This window comes from Bacillus sp. LQ16 (genome assembly GCF_057784645.1).
Genome location: NZ_CM173491.1, coordinates 4854409 through 4875472 on the forward strand (window position 1 = coordinate 4854409; position 21064 = coordinate 4875472).

Annotated in this window: 23 protein-coding genes; 5 read left to right on the forward strand and 18 right to left on the reverse strand. The window is 36.3% G+C overall.

Annotated elements, in window-relative coordinates; translation table 11 throughout:
- Positions 1 to 42 precede the first annotated feature (42 nt).
- Complete coding sequence (locus tag AC3EMB_RS24720; RefSeq protein WP_000826910.1) at positions 43 to 570, reverse strand: hypothetical protein; 528 nt, start codon at positions 568 to 570, stop codon at positions 43 to 45.
- Between the two features lie 144 nt (positions 571 to 714).
- Here AC3EMB_RS24720 and AC3EMB_RS24725 point away from each other — a divergent pair, with 144 nt between their 5' ends.
- A complete protein-coding gene (locus AC3EMB_RS24725) occupies positions 715 to 1362 on the forward strand; it encodes a phosphatase PAP2 family protein (RefSeq protein ID WP_000713773.1) in 648 nt (215 codons plus the stop codon).
- A gap of 65 nt (positions 1363 to 1427) precedes the next feature.
- Here AC3EMB_RS24725 and AC3EMB_RS24730 read toward each other — a convergent pair whose 3' ends face one another.
- From AC3EMB_RS24730 to AC3EMB_RS24775, 10 genes are all read right to left on the reverse strand, one after another.
- A complete protein-coding gene (locus AC3EMB_RS24730) occupies positions 1428 to 2441 on the reverse strand; it encodes a PTS sugar transporter subunit IIC (protein WP_000666168.1) in 1014 nt (337 codons plus the stop codon).
- Positions 2442 to 2463: 22 nt separating this feature from the next.
- Entirely contained in the window at positions 2464 to 3414 is a 951-nt protein-coding gene (locus AC3EMB_RS24735; protein ID WP_000820649.1) for an L-lactate dehydrogenase, read from the reverse strand.
- A gap of 242 nt (positions 3415 to 3656) precedes the next feature.
- Positions 3657 to 3908, reverse strand: a complete 252-nt coding sequence (locus AC3EMB_RS24740; protein WP_001002982.1) for a spore coat protein — start codon at positions 3906 to 3908, stop codon at positions 3657 to 3659.
- 13 nt (positions 3909 to 3921) lie between these two features.
- Positions 3922 to 4107: a hypothetical protein gene (locus AC3EMB_RS24745; RefSeq protein WP_001180555.1), complete on the reverse strand. Its 186-nt coding sequence runs from the start codon at positions 4105 to 4107 to the stop codon at positions 3922 to 3924.
- A 143-nt stretch (positions 4108 to 4250) separates the two neighbouring features.
- A complete protein-coding gene (locus AC3EMB_RS24750) occupies positions 4251 to 4964 on the reverse strand; it encodes a CPBP family intramembrane glutamic endopeptidase (protein ID WP_001232991.1) in 714 nt (237 codons plus the stop codon).
- 465 nt (positions 4965 to 5429) lie between these two features.
- Positions 5430 to 5978: a TetR/AcrR family transcriptional regulator gene (locus tag AC3EMB_RS24755; RefSeq protein ID WP_029443535.1), complete on the reverse strand. Its 549-nt coding sequence runs from the start codon at positions 5976 to 5978 to the stop codon at positions 5430 to 5432.
- A 3-nt stretch (positions 5979 to 5981) separates the two neighbouring features.
- Positions 5982 to 6704, reverse strand: a complete 723-nt coding sequence (locus AC3EMB_RS24760) for an MBL fold metallo-hydrolase (protein ID WP_098976067.1) — start codon at positions 6702 to 6704, stop codon at positions 5982 to 5984.
- Positions 6705 to 6843: 139 nt separating this feature from the next.
- A complete protein-coding gene (locus AC3EMB_RS24765) occupies positions 6844 to 8628 on the reverse strand; it encodes an acyl-CoA dehydrogenase family protein (protein WP_000416293.1) in 1785 nt (594 codons plus the stop codon).
- Positions 8629 to 8893: 265 nt separating this feature from the next.
- Positions 8894 to 10066, reverse strand: a complete 1173-nt coding sequence (locus AC3EMB_RS24770) for an acetyl-CoA C-acetyltransferase (RefSeq protein ID WP_001206331.1) — start codon at positions 10064 to 10066, stop codon at positions 8894 to 8896.
- A 21-nt stretch (positions 10067 to 10087) separates the two neighbouring features.
- Complete coding sequence (locus tag AC3EMB_RS24775; RefSeq protein WP_000486359.1) at positions 10088 to 12469, reverse strand: 3-hydroxyacyl-CoA dehydrogenase/enoyl-CoA hydratase family protein; 2382 nt, start codon at positions 12467 to 12469, stop codon at positions 10088 to 10090.
- Between the two features lie 237 nt (positions 12470 to 12706).
- Between AC3EMB_RS24775 and AC3EMB_RS24780 the strand changes: the two genes are divergently transcribed.
- A complete protein-coding gene (locus AC3EMB_RS24780; protein WP_001096344.1) occupies positions 12707 to 12853 on the forward strand; it encodes a YuzL family protein in 147 nt (48 codons plus the stop codon).
- Between the two features lie 97 nt (positions 12854 to 12950).
- The gene (locus AC3EMB_RS24785) at positions 12951 to 13790 is read left to right on the forward strand and encodes a D-alanyl-D-alanine carboxypeptidase family protein (protein WP_023523353.1); all 840 of its coding nucleotides are present in this window, start codon (positions 12951 to 12953) and stop codon (positions 13788 to 13790) included.
- 22 nt (positions 13791 to 13812) lie between these two features.
- Here AC3EMB_RS24785 and AC3EMB_RS24790 read toward each other — a convergent pair whose 3' ends face one another.
- The 3 genes from AC3EMB_RS24790 to AC3EMB_RS24800 form a co-directional block, all read right to left on the reverse strand.
- On the reverse strand, positions 13813 to 14730 hold the full coding sequence (locus AC3EMB_RS24790) for a proline dehydrogenase family protein (protein WP_000436780.1): 918 nt from the start codon (positions 14728 to 14730) through the stop codon (positions 13813 to 13815).
- Positions 14731 to 15177: 447 nt separating this feature from the next.
- Positions 15178 to 15477 carry a hypothetical protein gene (locus AC3EMB_RS24795; RefSeq protein ID WP_053563421.1) on the reverse strand — a complete coding sequence of 100 codons (300 nt, stop codon included), beginning with the start codon at positions 15475 to 15477 and terminating at the stop codon, positions 15178 to 15180.
- 15 nt (positions 15478 to 15492) lie between these two features.
- Entirely contained in the window at positions 15493 to 16575 is a 1083-nt protein-coding gene (locus AC3EMB_RS24800; RefSeq protein ID WP_053563420.1) for a cytoplasmic protein, read from the reverse strand.
- 58 nt (positions 16576 to 16633) lie between these two features.
- On the opposite strand from AC3EMB_RS24800, the gene AC3EMB_RS24805 reads away from it, so the two are divergent.
- Positions 16634 to 17005 carry a DUF1433 domain-containing protein gene (locus AC3EMB_RS24805; RefSeq protein WP_000728342.1) on the forward strand — a complete coding sequence of 124 codons (372 nt, stop codon included), beginning with the start codon at positions 16634 to 16636 and terminating at the stop codon, positions 17003 to 17005.
- A gap of 154 nt (positions 17006 to 17159) precedes the next feature.
- Here AC3EMB_RS24805 and AC3EMB_RS24810 read toward each other — a convergent pair whose 3' ends face one another.
- The 3 genes from AC3EMB_RS24810 to AC3EMB_RS24820 all read right to left on the reverse strand — a co-directional run bounded on the left by AC3EMB_RS24810 (position 17160) and on the right by AC3EMB_RS24820 (position 19834).
- Positions 17160 to 17405, reverse strand: coding sequence for a YusU family protein (locus AC3EMB_RS24810; RefSeq protein ID WP_001290593.1), 246 nt, complete (start codon positions 17403 to 17405; stop codon positions 17160 to 17162).
- Positions 17406 to 17453: 48 nt separating this feature from the next.
- Complete coding sequence (locus AC3EMB_RS24815) at positions 17454 to 17756, reverse strand: MTH1187 family thiamine-binding protein (RefSeq protein ID WP_420951728.1); 303 nt, start codon at positions 17754 to 17756, stop codon at positions 17454 to 17456.
- 77 nt (positions 17757 to 17833) lie between these two features.
- Complete coding sequence (locus tag AC3EMB_RS24820; protein ID WP_071731081.1) at positions 17834 to 19834, reverse strand: methyl-accepting chemotaxis protein; 2001 nt, start codon at positions 19832 to 19834, stop codon at positions 17834 to 17836.
- 186 nt (positions 19835 to 20020) lie between these two features.
- On the opposite strand from AC3EMB_RS24820, the gene AC3EMB_RS24825 reads away from it, so the two are divergent.
- Positions 20021 to 20779 carry a TrmB family transcriptional regulator gene (locus AC3EMB_RS24825; protein ID WP_069356426.1) on the forward strand — a complete coding sequence of 253 codons (759 nt, stop codon included), beginning with the start codon at positions 20021 to 20023 and terminating at the stop codon, positions 20777 to 20779.
- Between the two features lie 27 nt (positions 20780 to 20806).
- On the opposite strand, the gene AC3EMB_RS24830 is transcribed toward AC3EMB_RS24825, so the two are convergent.
- Entirely contained in the window at positions 20807 to 20989 is a 183-nt protein-coding gene (locus tag AC3EMB_RS24830) for a hypothetical protein (RefSeq protein ID WP_488517322.1), read from the reverse strand.
- Positions 20990 to 21064 lie beyond the last annotated feature (75 nt).

Genomic DNA, 21064 nt, shown 5'->3' on the forward strand with positions numbered 1-21064 from the left:
TTCTGTATAAAAAATAAGAAGCCTTTTTTACAGGCTCCTTCATCATCGACTTAAGTAATCCGAAATGGTTTGAAATACGACTATATACATATTATGAATATTTCGATCGGAAACAGTATCATTATATAATCCCATACCCCAATATTGACCTTCAGGGTTCCCCATATTTACAAACCCTTGCGTATACGTCATCGTTTTATCCTTCGGGGTATTATCATAATCTAAATCCTTGTTAGTAAAAATTAAATACGGTCTATCTTGCAAACCAATAAAAAATACCGGCTTCTTTAACGATAAAAATAAGTCCGTATACTGCTCCTTTGATGCCTCTTTAAAGTATTCTTTCATAACGAAAAAACCATCAACTTTTGCTGATTTCTCCTGCATTTCTTCTAACTTTATACTTTCAAACTTTACATTCCTAAACGTATCTTTCGGCTTTTCTCCAACAACTCCAATTACGAGTGCTCTTCCGTTATATTCTAATTTTTCTCCTTCGTTATTCTTTGCACACCCAGCACCTACTAGGCATAACAATATAAAAACTAAAAAATATGATAAACGCTTCATTTAGCACCCTCACCCTTCTTTTTAGTCAAGTGACAAAAACGTAAGGTTAATTCAAGAAAATGTAAGTAAAATCGATAGCCCAATTCACGTTTCTATATTATAATCAATTGAATTTACTTACATTACTAAACATAGGAGATCAACATGAAGAAATTTAAACTTTCATCTTTTCTTCCGTTAAGTTATATACTTCTACTCGTACTCGTAAGTCCCCTTTACGACGTATTAAATAAATCGACTGTTCACGCAGTAGACGTTACAACTGTAGTAGATGATTGGATTCCATTTGTAAAAGCATTTATTATTCCTTATTTACTTTGGTTTCCATACTTATACGGCGCACTTATTTATTACTGCTTCGCTGACCGAAAGCAATATTATGTCACTTTAAGTAGTGTTATTTTTGGAAAGCTTGCTTGTTTTTCTATTTATTATTTTTGGCAAACAACTGTACCGCGTCCGACTGTCGTTGGAACAGATGTATTTTCTGAACTAGTTCGCTATATTTATAGTATCGATCAACCGGTAAACTGTTTCCCTAGCATTCACGTTCTTACTACATTTGTAATTATGTTAGCTGCCTTTAAGCGTAGAGAGCAACATGCTTTTGAATATTACATCCTTACTTTCTTCGGTACACTTATTATTTTATCAACGCTATTTACGAAGCAACATGCCTTTGTAGATGCCGTTTCTGGAATGACACTCGCAAGCATACTATACTTCGGCGTTCAACTCTTATTGGCCAAAGAATCAATAAGAGTTCCAGTAAAACAAAATCATAGAATGTAACATGAAAAAAAAGCAGACTGTGGCTTCTCAGTCTGCTTTTATCTATTATTAAGGAGATGTTCAATTTAAGATTGCGGTACAGTCATATCACCAGAATGAATACGACCTGCTTTTTTAAGAGCAATGTAAAGTATATAAGAAACAGCTACTGGAATGACGATATAAGTAATTACCATCGCCGGGAGAACTTCCCATCCTTCGCTGGAAATTAAATTAATTGGTGCGATAAGAGAACTTAATCCAAGACCTGCAATTTCTTTTCCTGCTTCCAGTTGGAAAATTAATGCGGATACCGGACCGACTATAGCACTGGCGACGACAGTTGGGACGAGAATCATTGGATTTTTAGTGATATTTGGCAACTGTACTTTCGGAGTACAAAGAGCTTGAGCTAATATGCCACCTAAATTGTTTTCTTTTGCTGAGATGACAGAGAATCCGATAAACTGAGCAACGCATCCGGCAAGAGCTGCACCACCTGCAACACCGTCTAAGCTAAGTGCGATCGCTAACGCAGCTGATGAAGCTGGAGAGATAAGTAATAGTCCCCAAACTACTGCAATGACGATAGAAGCGATAAACGGGCTACCAGCTGAGCTATCTTTAATGAACGCTCCAACTGCATTTAAAACAGGAGTAATATTATGAGATAACCAAATACCAACTAAACCAGAACCTAATATGGCCGCAAATGGAACGAGCATCATATCTAAAGCAGTTTTTCCGCTTAAACGTTTACCAATATATACAGCTAAAGTTGCTGTTAATAATGCACCGATTGGCTCACCTGTTTTAATAATTAGACCAGCTTCAGTAATTGAAATGGATCCGGCACCAATCGCTCCGGCTACCATCGCCGAGAAGATTACAAGACCGTTTGCACCGAGCATAAAAGCAATGCCGGCACCAATCGCTGGTGCCATTAGTGATTTTGCAACAACTCCGATTGTAATAAGTAATGGTATATCAACAATTCTTCCTATATTTTCGATTAGTAAACCAATTCCGAGGGATACGAAAATACCTTGTGCGATACCAGCAGATGCTTTAAATACACGAGACATTATATATTCCTTCATTTGTTTCACCTTCTCCTATAAGTTAGTAACCAATTGTTTTCATATAATCACGTAAAATATCGTTTGATTTTGCGAATCGAGATTCTTCATCCTCTGTTAAATTGAGTTCTACAACTTCTCTTATACCGTCTCTAGTAATAATAGCGGGTACTCCTGTACAAATATCATATTCACCGTACTCACCATCTAAAATGGCTGATACAGCAATGACACGGTGATCATCATTAAAGATTGAGCTTGCAATATATGCTAGAGAATTTCCGATTCCGTAATAAGTAGTTCCTTTACGTTTATAAATTTCCCAGCCGGCTTTTGCAGTCTTCTCAACGATTTCATCTAAATCTATTTCACCAAATCGTTCTTTTTGTTCTTCTAAAATTTGCAGAATTGGCTTTCCACCAACAGTTACATGAGACCAAGCAACCATTTGAGAATCACCATGTTCTCCTAATGAATACCCATGAATACTACGAGGGTCTACATGTAGCATTTCAGATAAAATTGTTCTTAAGCGAGAAGAATCTAGTGATGTACCAGTACCGATTACGCGATTTCTAGGTAATCCAGATAATTTCCACACTTGATATGTAATAATATCAACTGGGTTCGATGCAAGTAAGAAAATACCATCAAATCCACTTGCCATTACACCACCAACAACACTTTCCATAATCTTCGCACTCGCTCCTAAAGTATCTAAGCGACTTTGTCCAGGTTTTGGTGCTGGCCCTGCTGTAATAATAACAATGTCCATATCTTTGCAGTCTTCATAGCTTCCTGCATATACTTTTGTTCTTGTATTTGTAAAGTTAATGCAATGTGATAAATCCATTGCTTCCCCAACTGCACGTTCATGATTTATATCAATTAATAATAGCTCTTCGCAAATACCTTGATTCACAATAGAATACGCACAACTTGATCCAACTAATCCAGTACCGATAATTGCAATTTTTCTTGTATGTCTTTTCATAGCAATCTCTCCTAAGTGATCATATAATCTATTTCTTTTGTTCTTTACACTCCTAATTATAGAGGTTCTCACGATAGAAACCATGGATACTTTGTGAAATATTGAGCAAAGTTTTTGTCCTTTTTGTGAATTGTTATATTCCATTTTCGTCATATTTGTTACAACTGGAAAAATATTTATTATGTATTTATTGACATATACAAAAAGAAAACGAACGAATAGATTCGCTCGTTTTCTTTTCCCTATTGTTCCGCACTTAATTGACTTTTTAATTGCTGTACAATCATCGGATTAGCAGGTGCTGCCGGTTTGTAATAACTCTTTTGCTTTGCGTACTCATACATATTACGTTGGCGCGCCTCGTCTTGATTACGAATTTGAATTAACGTTTGATGTAACTGTTCATTATCAGACTGAGCAATATAATTTGCATAGCTTGTTAAACTTGCATTTAATCCTGCTAAATAATCATTTACCATATCTTTTTCATTCATCTTTCTCTTCCTCCTATCCTAGGAAAGTCATTAATTGCTGTTTCGTATTTCGTGCATCTTGCGCATCTTTTTGTAGCATTTGTTTCAGTTGTGGATCTGTACACGTCTGTGCATACTGCTCCAACTTGTTAATAATCGTTGCATGTCCACCAATTAAATGACGTAAGTTTTCTACTTCAAGCTCTGTTAAGTTTTGCATATAACATACCCGCCTTTCTTTGTTCATTCATCATTAGTATTTGGTTCTTTTTGGATTGTATTCATCAACTTTTCCCACATATAAACAAAATAAAAGATGAATAGCTAGGCCATTCATCTTTTATGCTAAATATTCATTCAATTTTATAAAGAAACAATCATACTTATACTCACAAGTAGGTTCCATACAATATGTAAAATGATGCTAGGTAAAATAGATTGTGTTTTCTTATATAACATAGCAAATACAATCCCCATAATCATTGCCGTAACCGGAAAACCACCATGAAGAATCCCAAAGATAAAGGAAGAAATAATAATACCAACTAGAAAACTATATTTCTTTTCAAAAAATCGATACAAAATACCTCTATATAAAATTTCTTCTTTAATTGGTGTAATTATAGCAACACTTAACACATATATAATACTTTGTAGACTATTTTGAAGTCCTAAGCTCCCTAATTGATCTCTTTGCTGCTCTGCACTTTCAAAGCTAAACAACTCTAACATTACATACTGAGTTAATGCAATGATGATAAAACCTATTAATAAATACAAGTAGGTTTTCCCATTTTTTAAAATAGATACATCCCATATGTTCTTAATAAAATGAAGCACTGGTTTATACGCAAATAAAACAATAGTAACAACAGCTGCATCAAATAGAAGTAAATAATATCCCTCTAAATTAGCACGTAATACCTCTTCTCCAAAAATTCCAAGGGCTAAAGCAAGGAATAATCCCCCTAAGAGTGAGAACCCTAGAATGCTTGCAATCGTTACAACTAGATTTTTATATGTTATGTTATCTACTTCTCTTTCTGCATTATACGCGTCTAATACTGTTTTTCTCATACTATTCCTCCATTTGTTTTCATTACCTTAACAAAAAACCTTTAATAAAAATATATAGATAATATAACAATTTTTTCAAAAAGAATAATATGCAATTTTACATATCACGAAAGCTTTGTATTATATAGTTTTTGGAATTAGATTACTATAGAATAATTATTAGATGAAATTCCAAAAATTTCTTATCTATCCACCATAACCCTCGCATCATATAAAATTTATTAGTTAAAGGAGCAATGAACATGAAAACACATGACTTCCTTACAGAAATCCAGAAGGGCTCTGAGCCTAGTCCATATCAAGATCCTATTGCTTTTATTTTCGTTTGCCTTTCCGTAGCTATATACACATTTTTCAAACCTGCTAAATAATATCATGTAATGAGAAAAAGCCTACCGCTCTTTTCGAATCATATGCACTAAAAAACCTTAGAATCACTTCTAAGGTTTTTGTTTGCCTCGTTTCTTATTCACGTAATCCTTTAATAAACGTTTCCAATAATACATGTAAACTTGTATCTAAATCTAACGGCAAACCAAATCCACCTTGCTGTTCAATTGACGCAAACCCATGACAAATACTTCTAAATCCACGTGTCGCATGAAGTGCATTCTCTCCTTCTAAGCCATACTGTTGTAAAACCTGAAGACAAAGCTTTACAATTCCGTCACCTGCTTTTCTTACTTCTTCATCTCGTAAAAAAGTTGCTTCATATAGTCCAGGATGTTTTCGGACAAATGCTACATATGCTTCTCCTAATGCATGAATTGCTTCATCCATCTGTTTATCCTCGGCCGCTTCTTCCAGTTTGTTATGCAACTGTTGTATTCCGTAAATACCAAGATGTTTCCGTACATCTTGTAACCCTTTTACATGATTATATAGTGAGGGCGAACGTATCCCTAACCTTTGCGCTAATGAAGCTAACGTTACTTCTTGTATTCCATTTGTATCTGCAATTTCTGCAGCTGTTTCTACAATTTTCTGTAATGTAAGTCCGATTCTCGGTGACATAAATTACCCCTCTCTCTTACTTTCTATATTCCGCTTCGCTTCCTTAATAGAAAGCTCTATGACGGCCCCTGGATTTTTTATCATTTTTCCGTGCCCTGCCGCAAGCAAGGAAGGTTCATATTCACTTAGCTTCTGTGCACTTTGTAATGATATTTCTTTGCTCCACGTTGCCATCGCTGGAAACGGAAACCAAAATTTCATTTGTCCCGAAACAGCCATACCTCCTCTTGTTTGAAATGCATCCCCAACAATAAGAGCTTTATTTCGTATATCAAGAAACGACATGGATCCTGGTGTATGTCCCGGTGTCATAATCGCAAGAAGCGATCCAACTCGGTCGCCATCTTCTAATAAAACATCAGGTACCGTTTTTACTTTTTTAGGTACACCGCCTTTTATCGGTATATTCGGTTCATCCTTTTGTAACGTCGTATCTCCTTCTAACAGCTTTGCGTCCCGCTTAGAAATATGGACTGGAACATGAGGAAGTACTTCCTTTAATGCATCTAATGCACCGATGTGATCATCATGCGCATGTGTTAATACAATCTTAGTAATTGGTTTTCCTATTTTCTCAGCCGCCTGTAAAATACCTTTTGCGCTATATGGCAAAGCCGCGTCAATTAAAGTTAAACCATCATCTTCCTCTACAAAGTAACAATTTACAGGAAACGCTCTTGGCAAAAATGACAATTGATATAACGTTTTTTCATGTATCACCCTCATAGTCCCATCTCCCTTTTCACGAAAACTAATACCATTAGTTTTATTATACTAATGGTATTAGTTTTATGTCACTAAAAATTTCTTTTTTTCAAAAAAAAAGAACAGTAGCCGTATAAACGACTACTGTTCTTTAAAGATATTAAACTGTGTAACGCTCATCTTCTAAAATTTTCGCAGCGATTTCACGTTTCTTCGGAATTACGTTAAGTGGTGTGTGGCGAGTTAATTTACGTAATGATGATAACATCATGCGCAGCATGTCGCCGTTTTCAACTGCGATAAGTGTTTCTTTCGCGTCTGCTTCGATTTCGTTAAATGCTTCTTGGCAGAATACTTCAGTGTATAACACTTTTTGTTTATTCTTTTCAAGACCAGTTGTTTTGATTGCTTTTTCTGTACGAAGAACAGCTGATTCCATTGCGTATAGGTTGCTTACGATGTCAGCGATATTCACAAGAATTTCTTGCTCTTTATCTAATGCTTTACCGTATTTTTGAGCAGCTAATCCAGCTACCATTAAGCCTATTTTCTTCGCATTAGTTACTAAATACTTTTGAAGTGCTAATGGCTCATCGCCTACTTCTTCTGGCATCATCATCATTAACTCTTCTTGTAATTTTTGTGCTTTTTGAAGAAGTGGTAATTCACCTTTCATCGCTTTACGTAAGAACGTACCTGGTACGATTAGGCGGTTAATTTCGTTCGTTCCTTCGAAAATACGGTTAATACGAGAATCGCGGTACATTCTTTCAATCTCGTATTCTGCCATAAATCCGTAACCACCGTGAATTTGAACACCTTCATCTACTGTATAGTCTAATACTTCAGAACCGAATACTTTGTTTAAAGAGCACTCGATTGCATATTCAGCGATAGAAGCTGCTACTGCTTTACCGTCTTTTACTTCTTCTTCAGATAATGTGCTCATGCGGCTTTCGAATAAACCTACTGTACGATATACAGAACTTTCAGCTGCATATGTTTTTGCTGCCATATTCGCAAGTTTCTCTTGAATTAATGGGAAGCGAGCGATTGGTTGCTTGAACTGTTGACGTTGGTTTGCATATTGTGCTGAAATTTCTACTGCACGTTTTGCAGATCCAACTGTACCAACACCTAATTTATAACGACCGATATTTAAAATGTTGAATGCGATAATATGACCTTTACCGATTTCACCAAGTAGGTTTTCTTTCGGTACTAACGCATCTTCTAAAATTAACGTACGAGTTGAAGAACATTTAATACCCATTTTCTTCTCTTCAGGGCTTGTAGATACACCAGCGTATTCTTTCTCTACGATAAATGCTGAGAAATGCTCTCCATCAATTTTTGCATATACAACGAATACGTCAGCGAATGCAGAGTTTGTAATCCACTGTTTTTCACCGTTTAATACATAATGTGTACCTTCTGCATTTAAACGTGCAGTTGTTTTTGCGCCTAATGCGTCAGATCCTGAACCTGGCTCAGTTAATGCGTATGCAGCTAATTTTTCACCAGTTGCAAGTAATGGTAAATACTTTTTCTTTTGCTCTTCGTTACCGAATAATACGATTGGTAAAGATCCGATACCTACGTGAGCACCGTGAGTGATTGCAAAGCCGCCAGCGCGAGAGAATTTCTCTGCGATTAACGCTGAGCTTACTTTATCAAGACCAATCCCACCGTACTCTTCTGGTACGTCAGCGCCTAATAAACCAAGCTCCCCAGCTTCTTTTAAAAGACGAACTGAACGATCAAATTCATGTTGCTCTAAATATTCAAGCTCTGGAAGAACTTCATTTACGATAAAGTCCTCTGTCGTTTTTGCAATCATTTTATGCTCAGATGAAAAATCTTCTGGCGTAAACACTTGATCAATCGTAATCTCATCAACTAAAAAGCTACCGCCTTTAACCGCATTTCCTACTGTTTTTTCCATGAAAATTTCCTCCTTCATATTTTCATGAGCAGCTTCTCTCTTTTTGAAAGAAGCTGGCTCTCCCGTTTATTTTTTATAAACCTTTGTTGCTTCCATTCTTTGCTTTAGCGTCGTCTCGTTCTGAACGAGCCGCTTCCACTTTTTTTTATAATCCAGTTCCAGCGGCTAGAACAGTCGGTGGCTTCGCTTCTTCCTACGAGGCAAAGAGCGCCTCTACGTCTGAAGCTCCATCCTCCTCACATTCTGAACGAGCCGCTTCCACTTTTTATAGTAATTCAAATACTCCCGCTGCTCCCATTCCGCCGCCAATACACATTGTTACGATACCGAATTGTTCGTTGCGGCGTTTCATTTCGTGAATAAGAGATAGTGTTAGTTTTGCTCCTGTACAGCCAAGTGGATGTCCAAGTGCGATTGCACCACCGTTTACGTTTACTTTTTCTTCATCTAAACCAAGTTCACGAATAACTTGGATCGATTGAGAAGCGAATGCTTCATTTAGTTCGAATAAGCCAATATCAGATAGCTCTAAGCCAGCTAGTTTTAACGCTTTTGGAATTGCAGCGATTGGGCCGATTCCCATTACTTCTGGTGGTACGCCAGCTACTGCAAATGAACGGAATTTCGCAAGTGGCTTCATGCCATCGCTCACTGCTTTTTCACGATCCATTAATAGTACAGATGCTGCACCGTCACTCATTTGTGAAGAGTTACCAGCTGTTACAGAACCGCGAACGTTAAATGCTGGACGTAATTTACCTAAAATGTCTAGCGTCGTCTCTGCTCTTACACCTTCATCTTGTGCGAAAATGATTGTTTCTTCTTGCAGTTTATTGTTTGAGCCAACCGAGCGTAACGTCACATCTACAGATACTGTTTCATCAGCAAAGTTTCCTGCCGCTAATGCTTTGGCAGCACGTTGATGACTTCTTACTGCAAATGCATCTTGCTCTTCACGAGAAATTCCATATTTCACAGCAACTTGCTCTGCTGTATGTCCCATACCCATATAATATTCCGGAGCCGCTTCTACAAGGCGACTATTCGGACGAACAACGTGTCCCATCATTGGAACTAAACTCATTGATTCCGCTCCGCCTGATAATACAGCTTCAGAGTGACCAAGCATAATGCGCTCTGCTCCGTAAGCGATACTTTGTAAACCAGAAGAACAGTAACGGTTAATTGTAATAGCTGGAACATCGTAAGAAAGTCCTGCTAGTCCGCCGATATTACGAGCCATATTTAAACCTTGTTCTGCTTCTGGCATCGCACAACCGAAAATTAAATCATCGATTGGTCCTTCATAATTTGCACGCTTTAACGTTTCCTTTACTACTAACGCCCCTAGATCGTCAGGACGAACTGTTTTTAATGAACCCCTCTTTGCTTTTCCAATTGGTGTTCTTGCTCCCGCAACAATGACAGCTTCTCTCATGAACGATATCTCCCCTCGTTATTAGTTACGTAATGGCTTTCCTTTTACAAGCATGTGCTGCATTCTTGCTTGTGATTTCATCTCACTTACTAAGCTAATAAATGCTTCACGTTCTACATCTAATAAATACTGCTCATCAACTTCTGTTCCGTACGGCACTTTTCCGCCCGCAATGACATATGCAAGTTTCTTCGCAATGTGAAGATCATGTTCAGAAATGTAACCTGATAAATGCATTGCTTCTGCACCAAGTACAAGAGTTGCATATCCTGTTTCACCAACAACTGGTATCTTTTTACGAATCGGTGCTTTATAGCCAGCTTCATATAAAGCAAGTGCTTTCTGTTTCGCATCATATAGTAAGTGATCACCATTCACACTAATACCGTCTTTATCGCCTAAGAAGTTGTTCGATACAGCTTCTTGTGCTGATGTAGAAACTTTCGCCATCGCTACAGATTCGAACACTTTATTCGCAACTTTTTGCAGATCAAACTCTACACCGTTTGGCATTTTATTTAAGTGTTTAATGTATAGCTCTTTATTACCGCCTCCGCCAGGGATTAAGCCAACACCAACTTCTACTAAGCCCATATACGTTTCACTAGAAGCTTGAATGCTAGCTGCTGGTAAGCAAACTTCTGTACCTCCGCCAAGCGTCATACCGTATGGTGCTGCTACAACTGGCTTAGAAGAGTACTTAATTTTCGTCATTGCATCTTGGAAGTTTTTCACAACCAACTCAATTTCAAAGTAATTGTCGTCTTGTGCTTCCATTAAGATCATTGCTAGGTTCGCACCAACACAGAAGTTCTTCGATTGGTTACCGATAACAAGACCTTTATAATTCTTTTCTACTTCATCAACAGCGTAGTTAATCATTTGCGTAATATCCATACCGATTGCATTGCTCTTCGAATGGAACTCTAAGCAAAGGATGCCGTCGCCTAAATCAATTAAGCTCGCTCCGCTATTTTTCTTTAATACACCATTTTTCGCTTTTAATTGCTTAAGAGAAATTGCTTTTTTATTACGCTCGATTAGCTTATATTCGCCATTATCGTAATAGTAGCTATCGCCGTTATCATGTTTATAGAAAGTAGTGAAACCTTTCTCTAACATTTCTTTCACCCAAGTAGGAACGACTACGCCGTTTTCTTCCATCTTTTGAACAGATTTTTCAACGCCGATTGCATCCCAAACTTCAAACGGTCCTTGCTCCCAGCCGAAGCCCCACTTCATCGCTTGGTCAATTGCAACGATATCGTCAGCAATTTCTTTATGAAGTTTTGCAGAGTATAAAAGAGTTGGTGTAATGATGTTCCATAATAACTCTCCTGCGCGGTCTTTTGCGTATACAAGCGCTTTCAATTTATTCGCTAATCCTTTTTCTTGTTTACTTAACTCTACGGATGCAGCTTTTAATTTTTTACGCGCTTCATATTCCATCGTTTCAGGATTTAGTTCTAAAATTTCTTTTCCTTGTTTTAAGAAGAAGCCTTGACCTGTTTTGCTTCCAAGCCATTTTTTATCAAGCATGTCATGCATGAAAGCTGGTACTTTAAATACATCACGCTCTTCTTCTTGTACGTTTTCATATACGTTATTTGCAACGTGTACGAATGTATCTAAACCGACAACATCTAATGTACGGAACGTTGCACTCTTCGGACGACCAATTAATGGACCTGTTACAGAATCAACTTCCCCAATGCTGTAGCCGCGTTTTATCATCTCTTGAAGAGTTACTAATAAACCGTACGTACCGATGCGGTTTCCAATAAAGTTTGGTGTGTCTTTTGCGATAACAACGCCTTTTCCAAGAACGTCTTCTCCAAATAGTTTCATGAAGCTTAATACTTGTGGATCTGTTTCTTTCGTCGGTATTACCTCTAGAAGTTTTAAATATCGTGGTGGGTTAAAAAAGTGTGTGCCTAAGAAGTGTTTCTGGAAGTCGTCTGAACGACCTTCTGCCATTTTTTCAACTGAAATACCTGACGTATTCGAGCTTACAATAGAACCTGGTTTACGAACAGCGTCTACTTTTTCAAATAATTTCTTTTTAATATCTAAGTTTTCAACTACTACTTCAATAATCCAATCTACATCAGCAAGAAGCTCAAGATCATCTTCTAAGTTACCTGCTTCAATCAGTGCTAGATTTCCTTTCACTGTCAGAGGAGCTGGTTTTTGCTTCAATAGTTTCTGTACAGCCGTATTACTAAAACGATTTCTCACACTTTTATGTTCTAATGTAAGTCCCTTCGCTTCCTCTTCTTTCGTAAGCGCAGGTGGTACAATATCAAGCAATAATGTCGGAATACCAATATTAGCTAAGTGTGCCGCAATTCCCGAACCCATTACGCCTGAACCTAGAACAGCAGCCTTTTTAATTTGGAACATCCAATTCTCCCCCTATTCTTGAATGAATGCTCATTCAATTTTTCGACATAAGTCGCAATCAATGAGTGAGCCTCTACTAATAAATATATGATACTGTTTAAATTTTCGCAATATATTTATTGATAAAATTTTCTGAAATAAATATTTTTCTTTCATTTGGCTATGCTATACATGTGTATTTTCTTTGTTTAAATGCACTTTTCCTTTTTATAATCTGACGAAACTGGAGGAATATATATGGCAAAACTTAAGAAGAACCCTTCAAAGGCTGGAATTAGTGCAGCTAGTGTAACTGGAAACGCAGGTCCACATAATCACGGTGTTGAAAAAGGACGCCAAGGTAATAACCAACAATATAAGAAGCATAATATGGGCGAAAAATAACGCTATATTTTTGGGCAGAGAACGTGGCATAATGATTAATGGCTGCTTTTTCTGCCCAATTTATTTGTACATATGGAAAACAAAAGAGGGAACGATGATGAAACGAACAATAGTTATGATTGTAATGATTGCTACACTATTTACAGGGATGATTTTCTTCTCTTATGCACAAAGGCAACAAGCTGTAAGAGCTGATCAACCTAACATTACTGGGCAATATGGGGTTACAATCGATGCAAACACAGGTGAAATTTTATATGGGAAACGCGAAGACGAACGTTCTTATCCGGCTAGTATAGCCAAAATGATGACAACCCTTCTTTTACTAGAGAATGTAAAAGAAGATGAAGAAATTACGGTTACAGAAAATGCAATTAAAACAGAAAGTCAAAGCAAGAAAATTAAACTTCGTGCTGGAGAAAAATTAAAGCGTGATGAGGCATTAAAACTTATGCTTATCATTAGTGCAGATCCAATAGCTGAATCAATTGCAGAACATATCGCAGGATCAAAAAATGAATTTGTGAAAATGATGAATGCTAGAGCAAAGGAACTTGGTACAAAGCATGCAACTTTCAAGAACGCAAGTGGTGCTGATGCAATTGGGAATAAAGTATCACCATATGACATTGCTATTATTACGAAAGAAGCATTAAAGTATCCAGTTGTTTTAGAATATATGAATTCAACACGTACAACTCTACATACTTCAGAACGCTCTCCAAACATCGCAAACTATGGACGAGAAGAACTATATGACGATCCATATGCGATTGGAAGTAAAAGCGGTCTATCAGCACTCGGCAAATATACAGTCGTAACAGTGGATGAAAAAGACGGTAAACGCGTCATTAACGTCGTATTATCTTCTACTCGCGCGCAACTATATCCTGATACGAAAAAAATGGCGCATTACGCATTTCAGCAATTAAAATAACCAAGGAGTATTTTCTCCTTGGTTATTTTTTAACCATACCTTTTAATACGAACGCAACGTTTGCTGGACGCTCTGCTAGACGACGCATGAAGTAGCCGTACCAGTCGTTTCCATAAGGTACGTAAACACGCATTTTGTAACCTTCTTTTACTAGCTCAAGTTGACGCTCATTACGAATACCATATAACATTTGGAATTCAAATTGATCCCTTGGAATGTTGTGTTCTTCGGCAAGTTTTTTTGTATATTCAATAATCGCTTCGTCATGTGAAGCAATTGCAGTATAATTCCCATTTAATAAGTGCATTTTAATAATTTTTTTATAATTGTCATCTACATCTTTCTTGTCCGGGAACGCCACTTCTTCAGGTTCTTTATAAGCACCTTTTACAAGACGTAAATTAGGATTATAAGCATTTAAATCTTCAATATCTTTTTCTGTACGATATAGGTAAGCTTGAATAACAGTACCAATATTATCGTATTCAGATTTTAATTGTTTAAAGATATCAATTGTTTTCCCGCAGCGTGTATAGTCTTCCATATCAATGGTAACGAACACACCATTTTCTTTTGCCGCTTCTAAAATACGGCGCATATTGTTCATTACGATTTCATCAGAGATATCTAATCCCATAGAAGTCATCTTTAAAGAAAGCTGCGAATCAAGACCTTCTCTTCCAATTGCACGGATCGCTTCAATCGATTGGTTAGCCATTTCATTTGCTTCCGCTTCATTATCAACGAATTCACCTAAATAATCGATTGTTACACAAAGTCCTTGCTTATTTAATGCCTGAATGGCAGCTGTCGCTAATTCAATCGTCTCCCCTGCGACGAAGCGACCTGCACCAAAGCGTAAACCGTACTTTTTAGCCAGTTTTGTTAGCGCTTTATTTTTAGATAAGAAAAGAAACGAATTTCGCATTAATTGTTCCATGTAATTCACCCCTATGACTGTAATTTATCTGTTTTTTACCCCTCTTCAAAATTATATCATTGTTTAAAATTATTGGATACAAATAATTATTTAGATAATTTATAAAATACTATAAAAACATTTAAAAACCTATATTCTCGCATGTAAATATGAAGGGAATATTTTTCGACATTTAGAAAAAACGGGTTTACTAGGGCAAAAATAGGCATACCGAAAATATTCGACATGCCTATAAAACCCTTAATATTCCATGTAAATTATATAAGGATATTAATGTGAAAAACAATATACACTTCAAATTCACCAATCATCGTGAATTTGAATATCTCCTTAAAAATAGTTTAATGACTAGCTCTTACAATTAAATATACCCTTTACATTAAAACCAAACTTCTATGTAGATTAAGATTAAGATTCATTTTATATTTTGCATATAGAGGATATTGGTTAGTATTTTGGCCCCATCATCATAAACTGATTGGCAAAACTGTCTACACTTCTTCTATACCTTTCTAAATCCCCTTCTATATTTTGAAATTGATTAAGTACATATATTAATTTGTCTTCAGTTTCATTTAATCTTCTTTCAATTTCATTTGCTGTATTCCCTTTCCAATTATGAGCTAATAATGTTTTGATAGAGTATAGTTTAACTTTATGATTTTCTAAATCTGATAAACACCTAGCTAATTGATTAGTTGCCCCTTGTACATCTAAAGAATGTTGAATAACATCATAGTTTTTCATATTACTTCCCCCTATTTACCTTTCATTATCCACTCGTTCAAATTCATTTGCCTTTTGATAAATAAAATCTGATGTGGAACGTAGCGATTCCATATAGTTTCTTTGAAATTGATTTACAGCATACGTAATTGTAGGAATTAAATTTCCATCTACACTAGCTGGTGATTGCTGTAATACTTGTATAATCTTTGAACTGGCTTCTACAATTTGTTCGTTAATATGATCTATTTCACGTTTTAAATCCGTTGTAATTGCTTGAATATCCTCAACTTTCAGATGAATTTCTGTATTTTTCGCTTGACGAATAACGCCATGAGGTTCGGATACTAACATCGGGCTTCCATCGGAATGGAACATCCCTTGAAACGTATCCATAGGATGTTCTGCCATAAGTAAAAGACCTAATACACCATGAGAAGTTCCATTACTTTTTACGATATATTGTTTACCAATCGGATTTGCACCAAATTGTTCAAAATTCCCTACAGCATCTTTTTCATGTGTATAATCAACAGCCTTATGATCCATTACACCTTCATCTACACGTTTTTTTGCTTCATCACTTAACAAGCGGTAAATATTAGGGGCAGCATACGTTGTCGCATAAAAGTTTCGTTCAGCAGCAACAAAATCAGCTTCTGCAGCTCCTTTGCTATGTCCAGTCGTGTGAACAGAGATTGGTTTATAGGTTTTGTTAACCCTGTCTACAAATTCTAACGAACTATCAAAAGAAGTCGGGAGTTTTTGAATATCTCCGCCAACAGCTCCCCAGTTATCTTTCATTCCCATTGTGATTTGGAAAGTATCCGTAGATAAATCGCCATCAAACTTTCCAAATTCCGTTCCACGAAAAGAATAAATAATATTATCATATTGCGTTTTATCTGGGTCATAATCCTTGGCAGGTACAACAGCAATAGCTTGCAGGCCATTTTTTGCTTCGGATTGATTGGTATCGATGGATTCAATTACTACCCATTTTTTCCCTTCACTACCTTTTATTTCAGTACCCTTTTGCAAAACGTCACCATAAACTTGATCTGCTAATTCAAAATAATCTTGATCTGTCGCAATAGGATTTTTTTGAAATTCAGTCATCTTTCACCACTCGTTCCATGATATATTTTAATTATATTTTAATGCAAGGAGATTCCAAATGAAAAAGAAATTGGTAATCACATTAACCATTATTTGTATTATAGCAGGAGGATATATTGCGATGAAATATGTAGAGAAGAAAAAACAAGAAGAGCTGTTTTGGAAGAAACAAGAAGCACGAGTGGAAAAGTACATTCGTTATAATGTAAAGGATGTGAAATCTATTACATTTACAAAAAGGGAAATAACCCCTATGGGCATTCCGCATATAAATGGATATATAAACCAAGATGACAAATTATGGTTTATAGCTAGCGTCAGTACTACAAAAGATTTTGAGGAACAGCTTACACGTTCTGGAGAATTGGGAAAACTTATAAAAGATCCTGAAAAATCTGTATCTGAAATAGAAAAAGAAGAAAAAAGATAGAGCATGAATTCAAATCAGCAATCTTCCAAGAACATACGAAATAGCTGATTAAACAATTGAAGAATGCATTTCATTTTATAATGAGGAATCGATCAAAAAATGCACAACTTTTTCTCAATATTGTATTGAGAAAAAGTTGTGCATTTTATTCTTTTTATCCTTCATTTCGCTTCTCTTCATTCAGCCTTTTAATATCCGTAATTAACTGCACCATCTCTTCTTTCGCATCTGGATATGTCTCATTCCAATGCTTCACTAAAGCTGGCATCGTCTTCGCTATGTAAGAATAAAGTGCCCACTTCTGCACCTGCTCTTTTCTCTCTTCATTGCTCTCTCCAAGTAATAATTCCGTGTATTTCTCTAACAACCCGTCAAATTGTTCATTAAACTTTTCACTCATCTTATTTACCTCCTATATGAAAAAAGCAGCGAAGATCGCTGCTTTTTCTTATAATTTTGATCGAACAGAGTTTAATTTCTTCTCCATTGTGCTTACTTTATCACGACGATCATCAATACGAATTGTTGTTGCAACACGCTGTGCACCTTTCGTATAAGGCACTTCATGCATTTGTTGAATTACTTCTAGAATGACAGGAAGATCTCCTTCAATAATTGTATTCATCGGTGTTAATTGATACTTCACGCGATCCGTATTTTTCTCTAGCACCTTTTGTACTTCTGCTACATATTCACTAACACTTGGATTACCTGTTCCTACTGGAATAATCGATACATCAACAATTGCCATAGTAGTCTTCCTCCTATAATCGTTTCTTATATATCCATTGTCTATTTTACCGAAATCCTCATCATTTTACTAATATGTTACTCTTCCACTTTAAACTGCTCGACTAATCTTTCTAAATCTCTCATATGTTCTGTCAAACTTTCCATCGTGTGAGCTACCTTTTCTAAATGATTCACCTGTGATTCCGTTGCAGCATGTACCTCTTCGGAAACAGCTGCACTTTCTTGACTCGTACCAGCAATTGTGTGCATTACCGCTGTAATTTCTCCTTGCTCGTAACCTATGTTATGTACCTCTTCTACAATTTTTTCAACTGAAGTACTAATCGTATTTACAACTGACATAATTGTGCGGAACTCCATTTCTGCCTCTGTCGTCACTTTATTTTGCACATCTGCAATGTCTTTCAATTTACTTACAACTTCTACAACTCTTTTTACTTCTACTTGCACATCACCAATCATCGTTGTGATTTCTCCAGTTGCCTCTTTTGATTGTTCCGCTAATTTCCGAACCTCTTCAGCAACAACCGCAAATCCCTTACCTTGCTCACCTGCACGGGCAGCTTCAATCGAAGCATTTAAAGCAAGTAAATTTGTTTGATCCGAAATGCCTTTTATAAGCTCAACAACATTTTGAATCGATCCAACTCTTTGTTCTAACTTATCCGATGCTTCTTCTGTATGAACAACAATCGAAGATGATTGTCCCCTCGTACGGATTAAATTCCTCATTGTATTTAATCCTTGCTTAGATGCCTCTTCCGCTTTGCCAGCCACTCCTTTTATTTCACCAACGGAGCTATTCATTTGTTCCACTGACTCCGCCATATTCTCGAGCTGAGCTGAAACTTCATCCACACTATTCGCAAGAGTAGAAGCTCCTCCGCTCACATCATCCATCGCTCCTGAAACTTCTCTACTAGCCGCTACTGTTTCGTTCGTTAAATAATGTAAACTATTCGTTGATTGTTGCACCGTTGATACGCTGTTTTTAATTTTACTTACCATTTCATTCATTTGTTCAACCATATCATTAAAGTGCTTCGTCAACTCTCCAACTTCATCTTTACTTGTCACTTTCATTCGCAGCGTTAAATCGCCTTCTGCTACTTTTTGCACGTGATTCTTTAATAGTTGCAGTGGTCTTGCTAATCTTCTTGAGAACAAGTAGGAAGCTACGATTCCAACTAATAAACTAATACATGCCATTATAATAACTGTATTTCTCGTACTATTTAATAGCCCATCGATCGTTTCTTTCGGATAAAAGATTCCTATCGTCCATTTCATCGTATCAAATGATTGACTATAAACAACTACATCTTCACCTTTTATTGTAGTGACCGCATATTTGGTTACCTCTTTATTTAAACTCTTTATAAGTGGCTCTTTAGAAACATCTTTCCCTATCTTTTCTGGATAAACAAGAGCCATATTTTTATCATTTATAATAAACATTTCTCCGTCATTATTGTATTGAATATTGTGAAGCAACTTCTGAATCGTCCCAAGCGATACATCCATCGCAACAACGCCTAATACAGACCCATCTTGAGCTGTAATTGCTTTAGAAACACCTACACTTAACTTGCCTGTTGCAATTTCATAAGAAGGTTGTCCCCAATGGACCTTTTTTACATCAGCCTCTGAATCTTTATACCATGGTCTTGTCGTTGGATCGTATCCTTCTGGCACTTGCCCACCTTCAGCAAGATTGGCACTTAATGTTTTTTTATCTTTCGTACCAATATATAAATCTAAAATACCAGGATGATTCTTTTTATACTCCGCAAACTCTTTCGTTAAAAACGCTTCCTCTTCCGGAGTAACCCCACCTTGAAGCATATTACGAATCATCTCACTGTTCGCGTAATACCCCATATCTTCATCCGTTCTTTGAACAAATGTCGTAAGTTGCTCTGTCACAAGATCCATCGCATTTTGAGAATACTCGTCTAAGGAACGCACTTCCTTTTCTTTCTGTAATTGATACACAGCTGTACCCAATATTACGAACATCATAGAAATAAGTACTGAAAACACTACCGCAATTTTTAAACGTAAACTTCTTAACATTTTCCCCCAAGCATCCCCTTCGTATTAAATTAAAATCTTATTAATCATTATATTAAGTATAATAGATAAAATTAAAAAATTGAAATTAATTCTCACCTTAATACAATTAGAAAACGGACTACCACTTGTGCAAAAACAAATAGTTCATTATCCTTAAAATATAATCTCATTCGTTCGGAGGGAACTATGTTACAAAAATTCGGTTTCTCACAATATGAAAGCCAAGCTTATGAAGTTGTCGTATCAAGCAATGAACCATTAGATGCTACAACAATTGTGAAGCATTCAGGTGTTCCAAAAGCAAAAATATATGAAGTACTAGCACGCCTAATCGATAAAGGAATGGTAATGGATTCTGTTTCAGAAAAGAAAAAATTGTATACAGCATTACCACTAAAACTAGCAATTGAAAAATTAACGACAGAATTCCAATCAAATATTAAAGAGCTGGAAACAAACATATCAAAAAAATCATTTACAGATGACCGTGTGTGGAGCTTAAAAATGCAATCTTCTATTCGAGTTCAAAGTAAAGAACTCATTGAAAGTGCAAAAGAATCAATCCGTATTTCAGCTTGGAATGATACTCTTTTAGAATATCTCCCTTTACTAGAACAAAAAGCAAAACAAGGTGTTCAAATTGAATCCCTTATTGTTGGAGAAGTAGAAACAGACTTAGAAAACATGCATTTTCTAATCCCAGCTGAAGAGCCTAATGCATTAGAGCGCTACTTACTACTCATCGTTGACGATCGTGAAATTTTATTTGCTGGCGTAGAACAAGAGTCATGGCAAGCGATGAAAACAATGTCACAACCTTTCGTAAAGTTCTTTACAGAATTTTTCTATCACGACGTTGCACTTGCAAAGATTACCCAGAAGCACCACGATCTCTTTATGAAAGATGAGGAAATTAAGAGTTTGTTAATGAAATTAAGATACTAATTAAATAATAAAAAGGAGTCTAGTTTTTCACTTAGACTCCTTTTTATTATGTTCCTTTATCTCCATCAACAGCTCAATGATTTTCTCATTTTGCTCTACCTGTTTCTCTGAATTTTGATAGATGAAACGAATCCATCTAAGTGCAAGAATAATAAGAAACAAAGGGAGCATTGAAATTAGAAGACCAATAATTGAAAAATTCGAATACATATACCTCACCTCGCTATATACCCTTTTCTCCATTTACCTACTAAAACCTGCAATTTTTTACAAATAAAAAAGAAC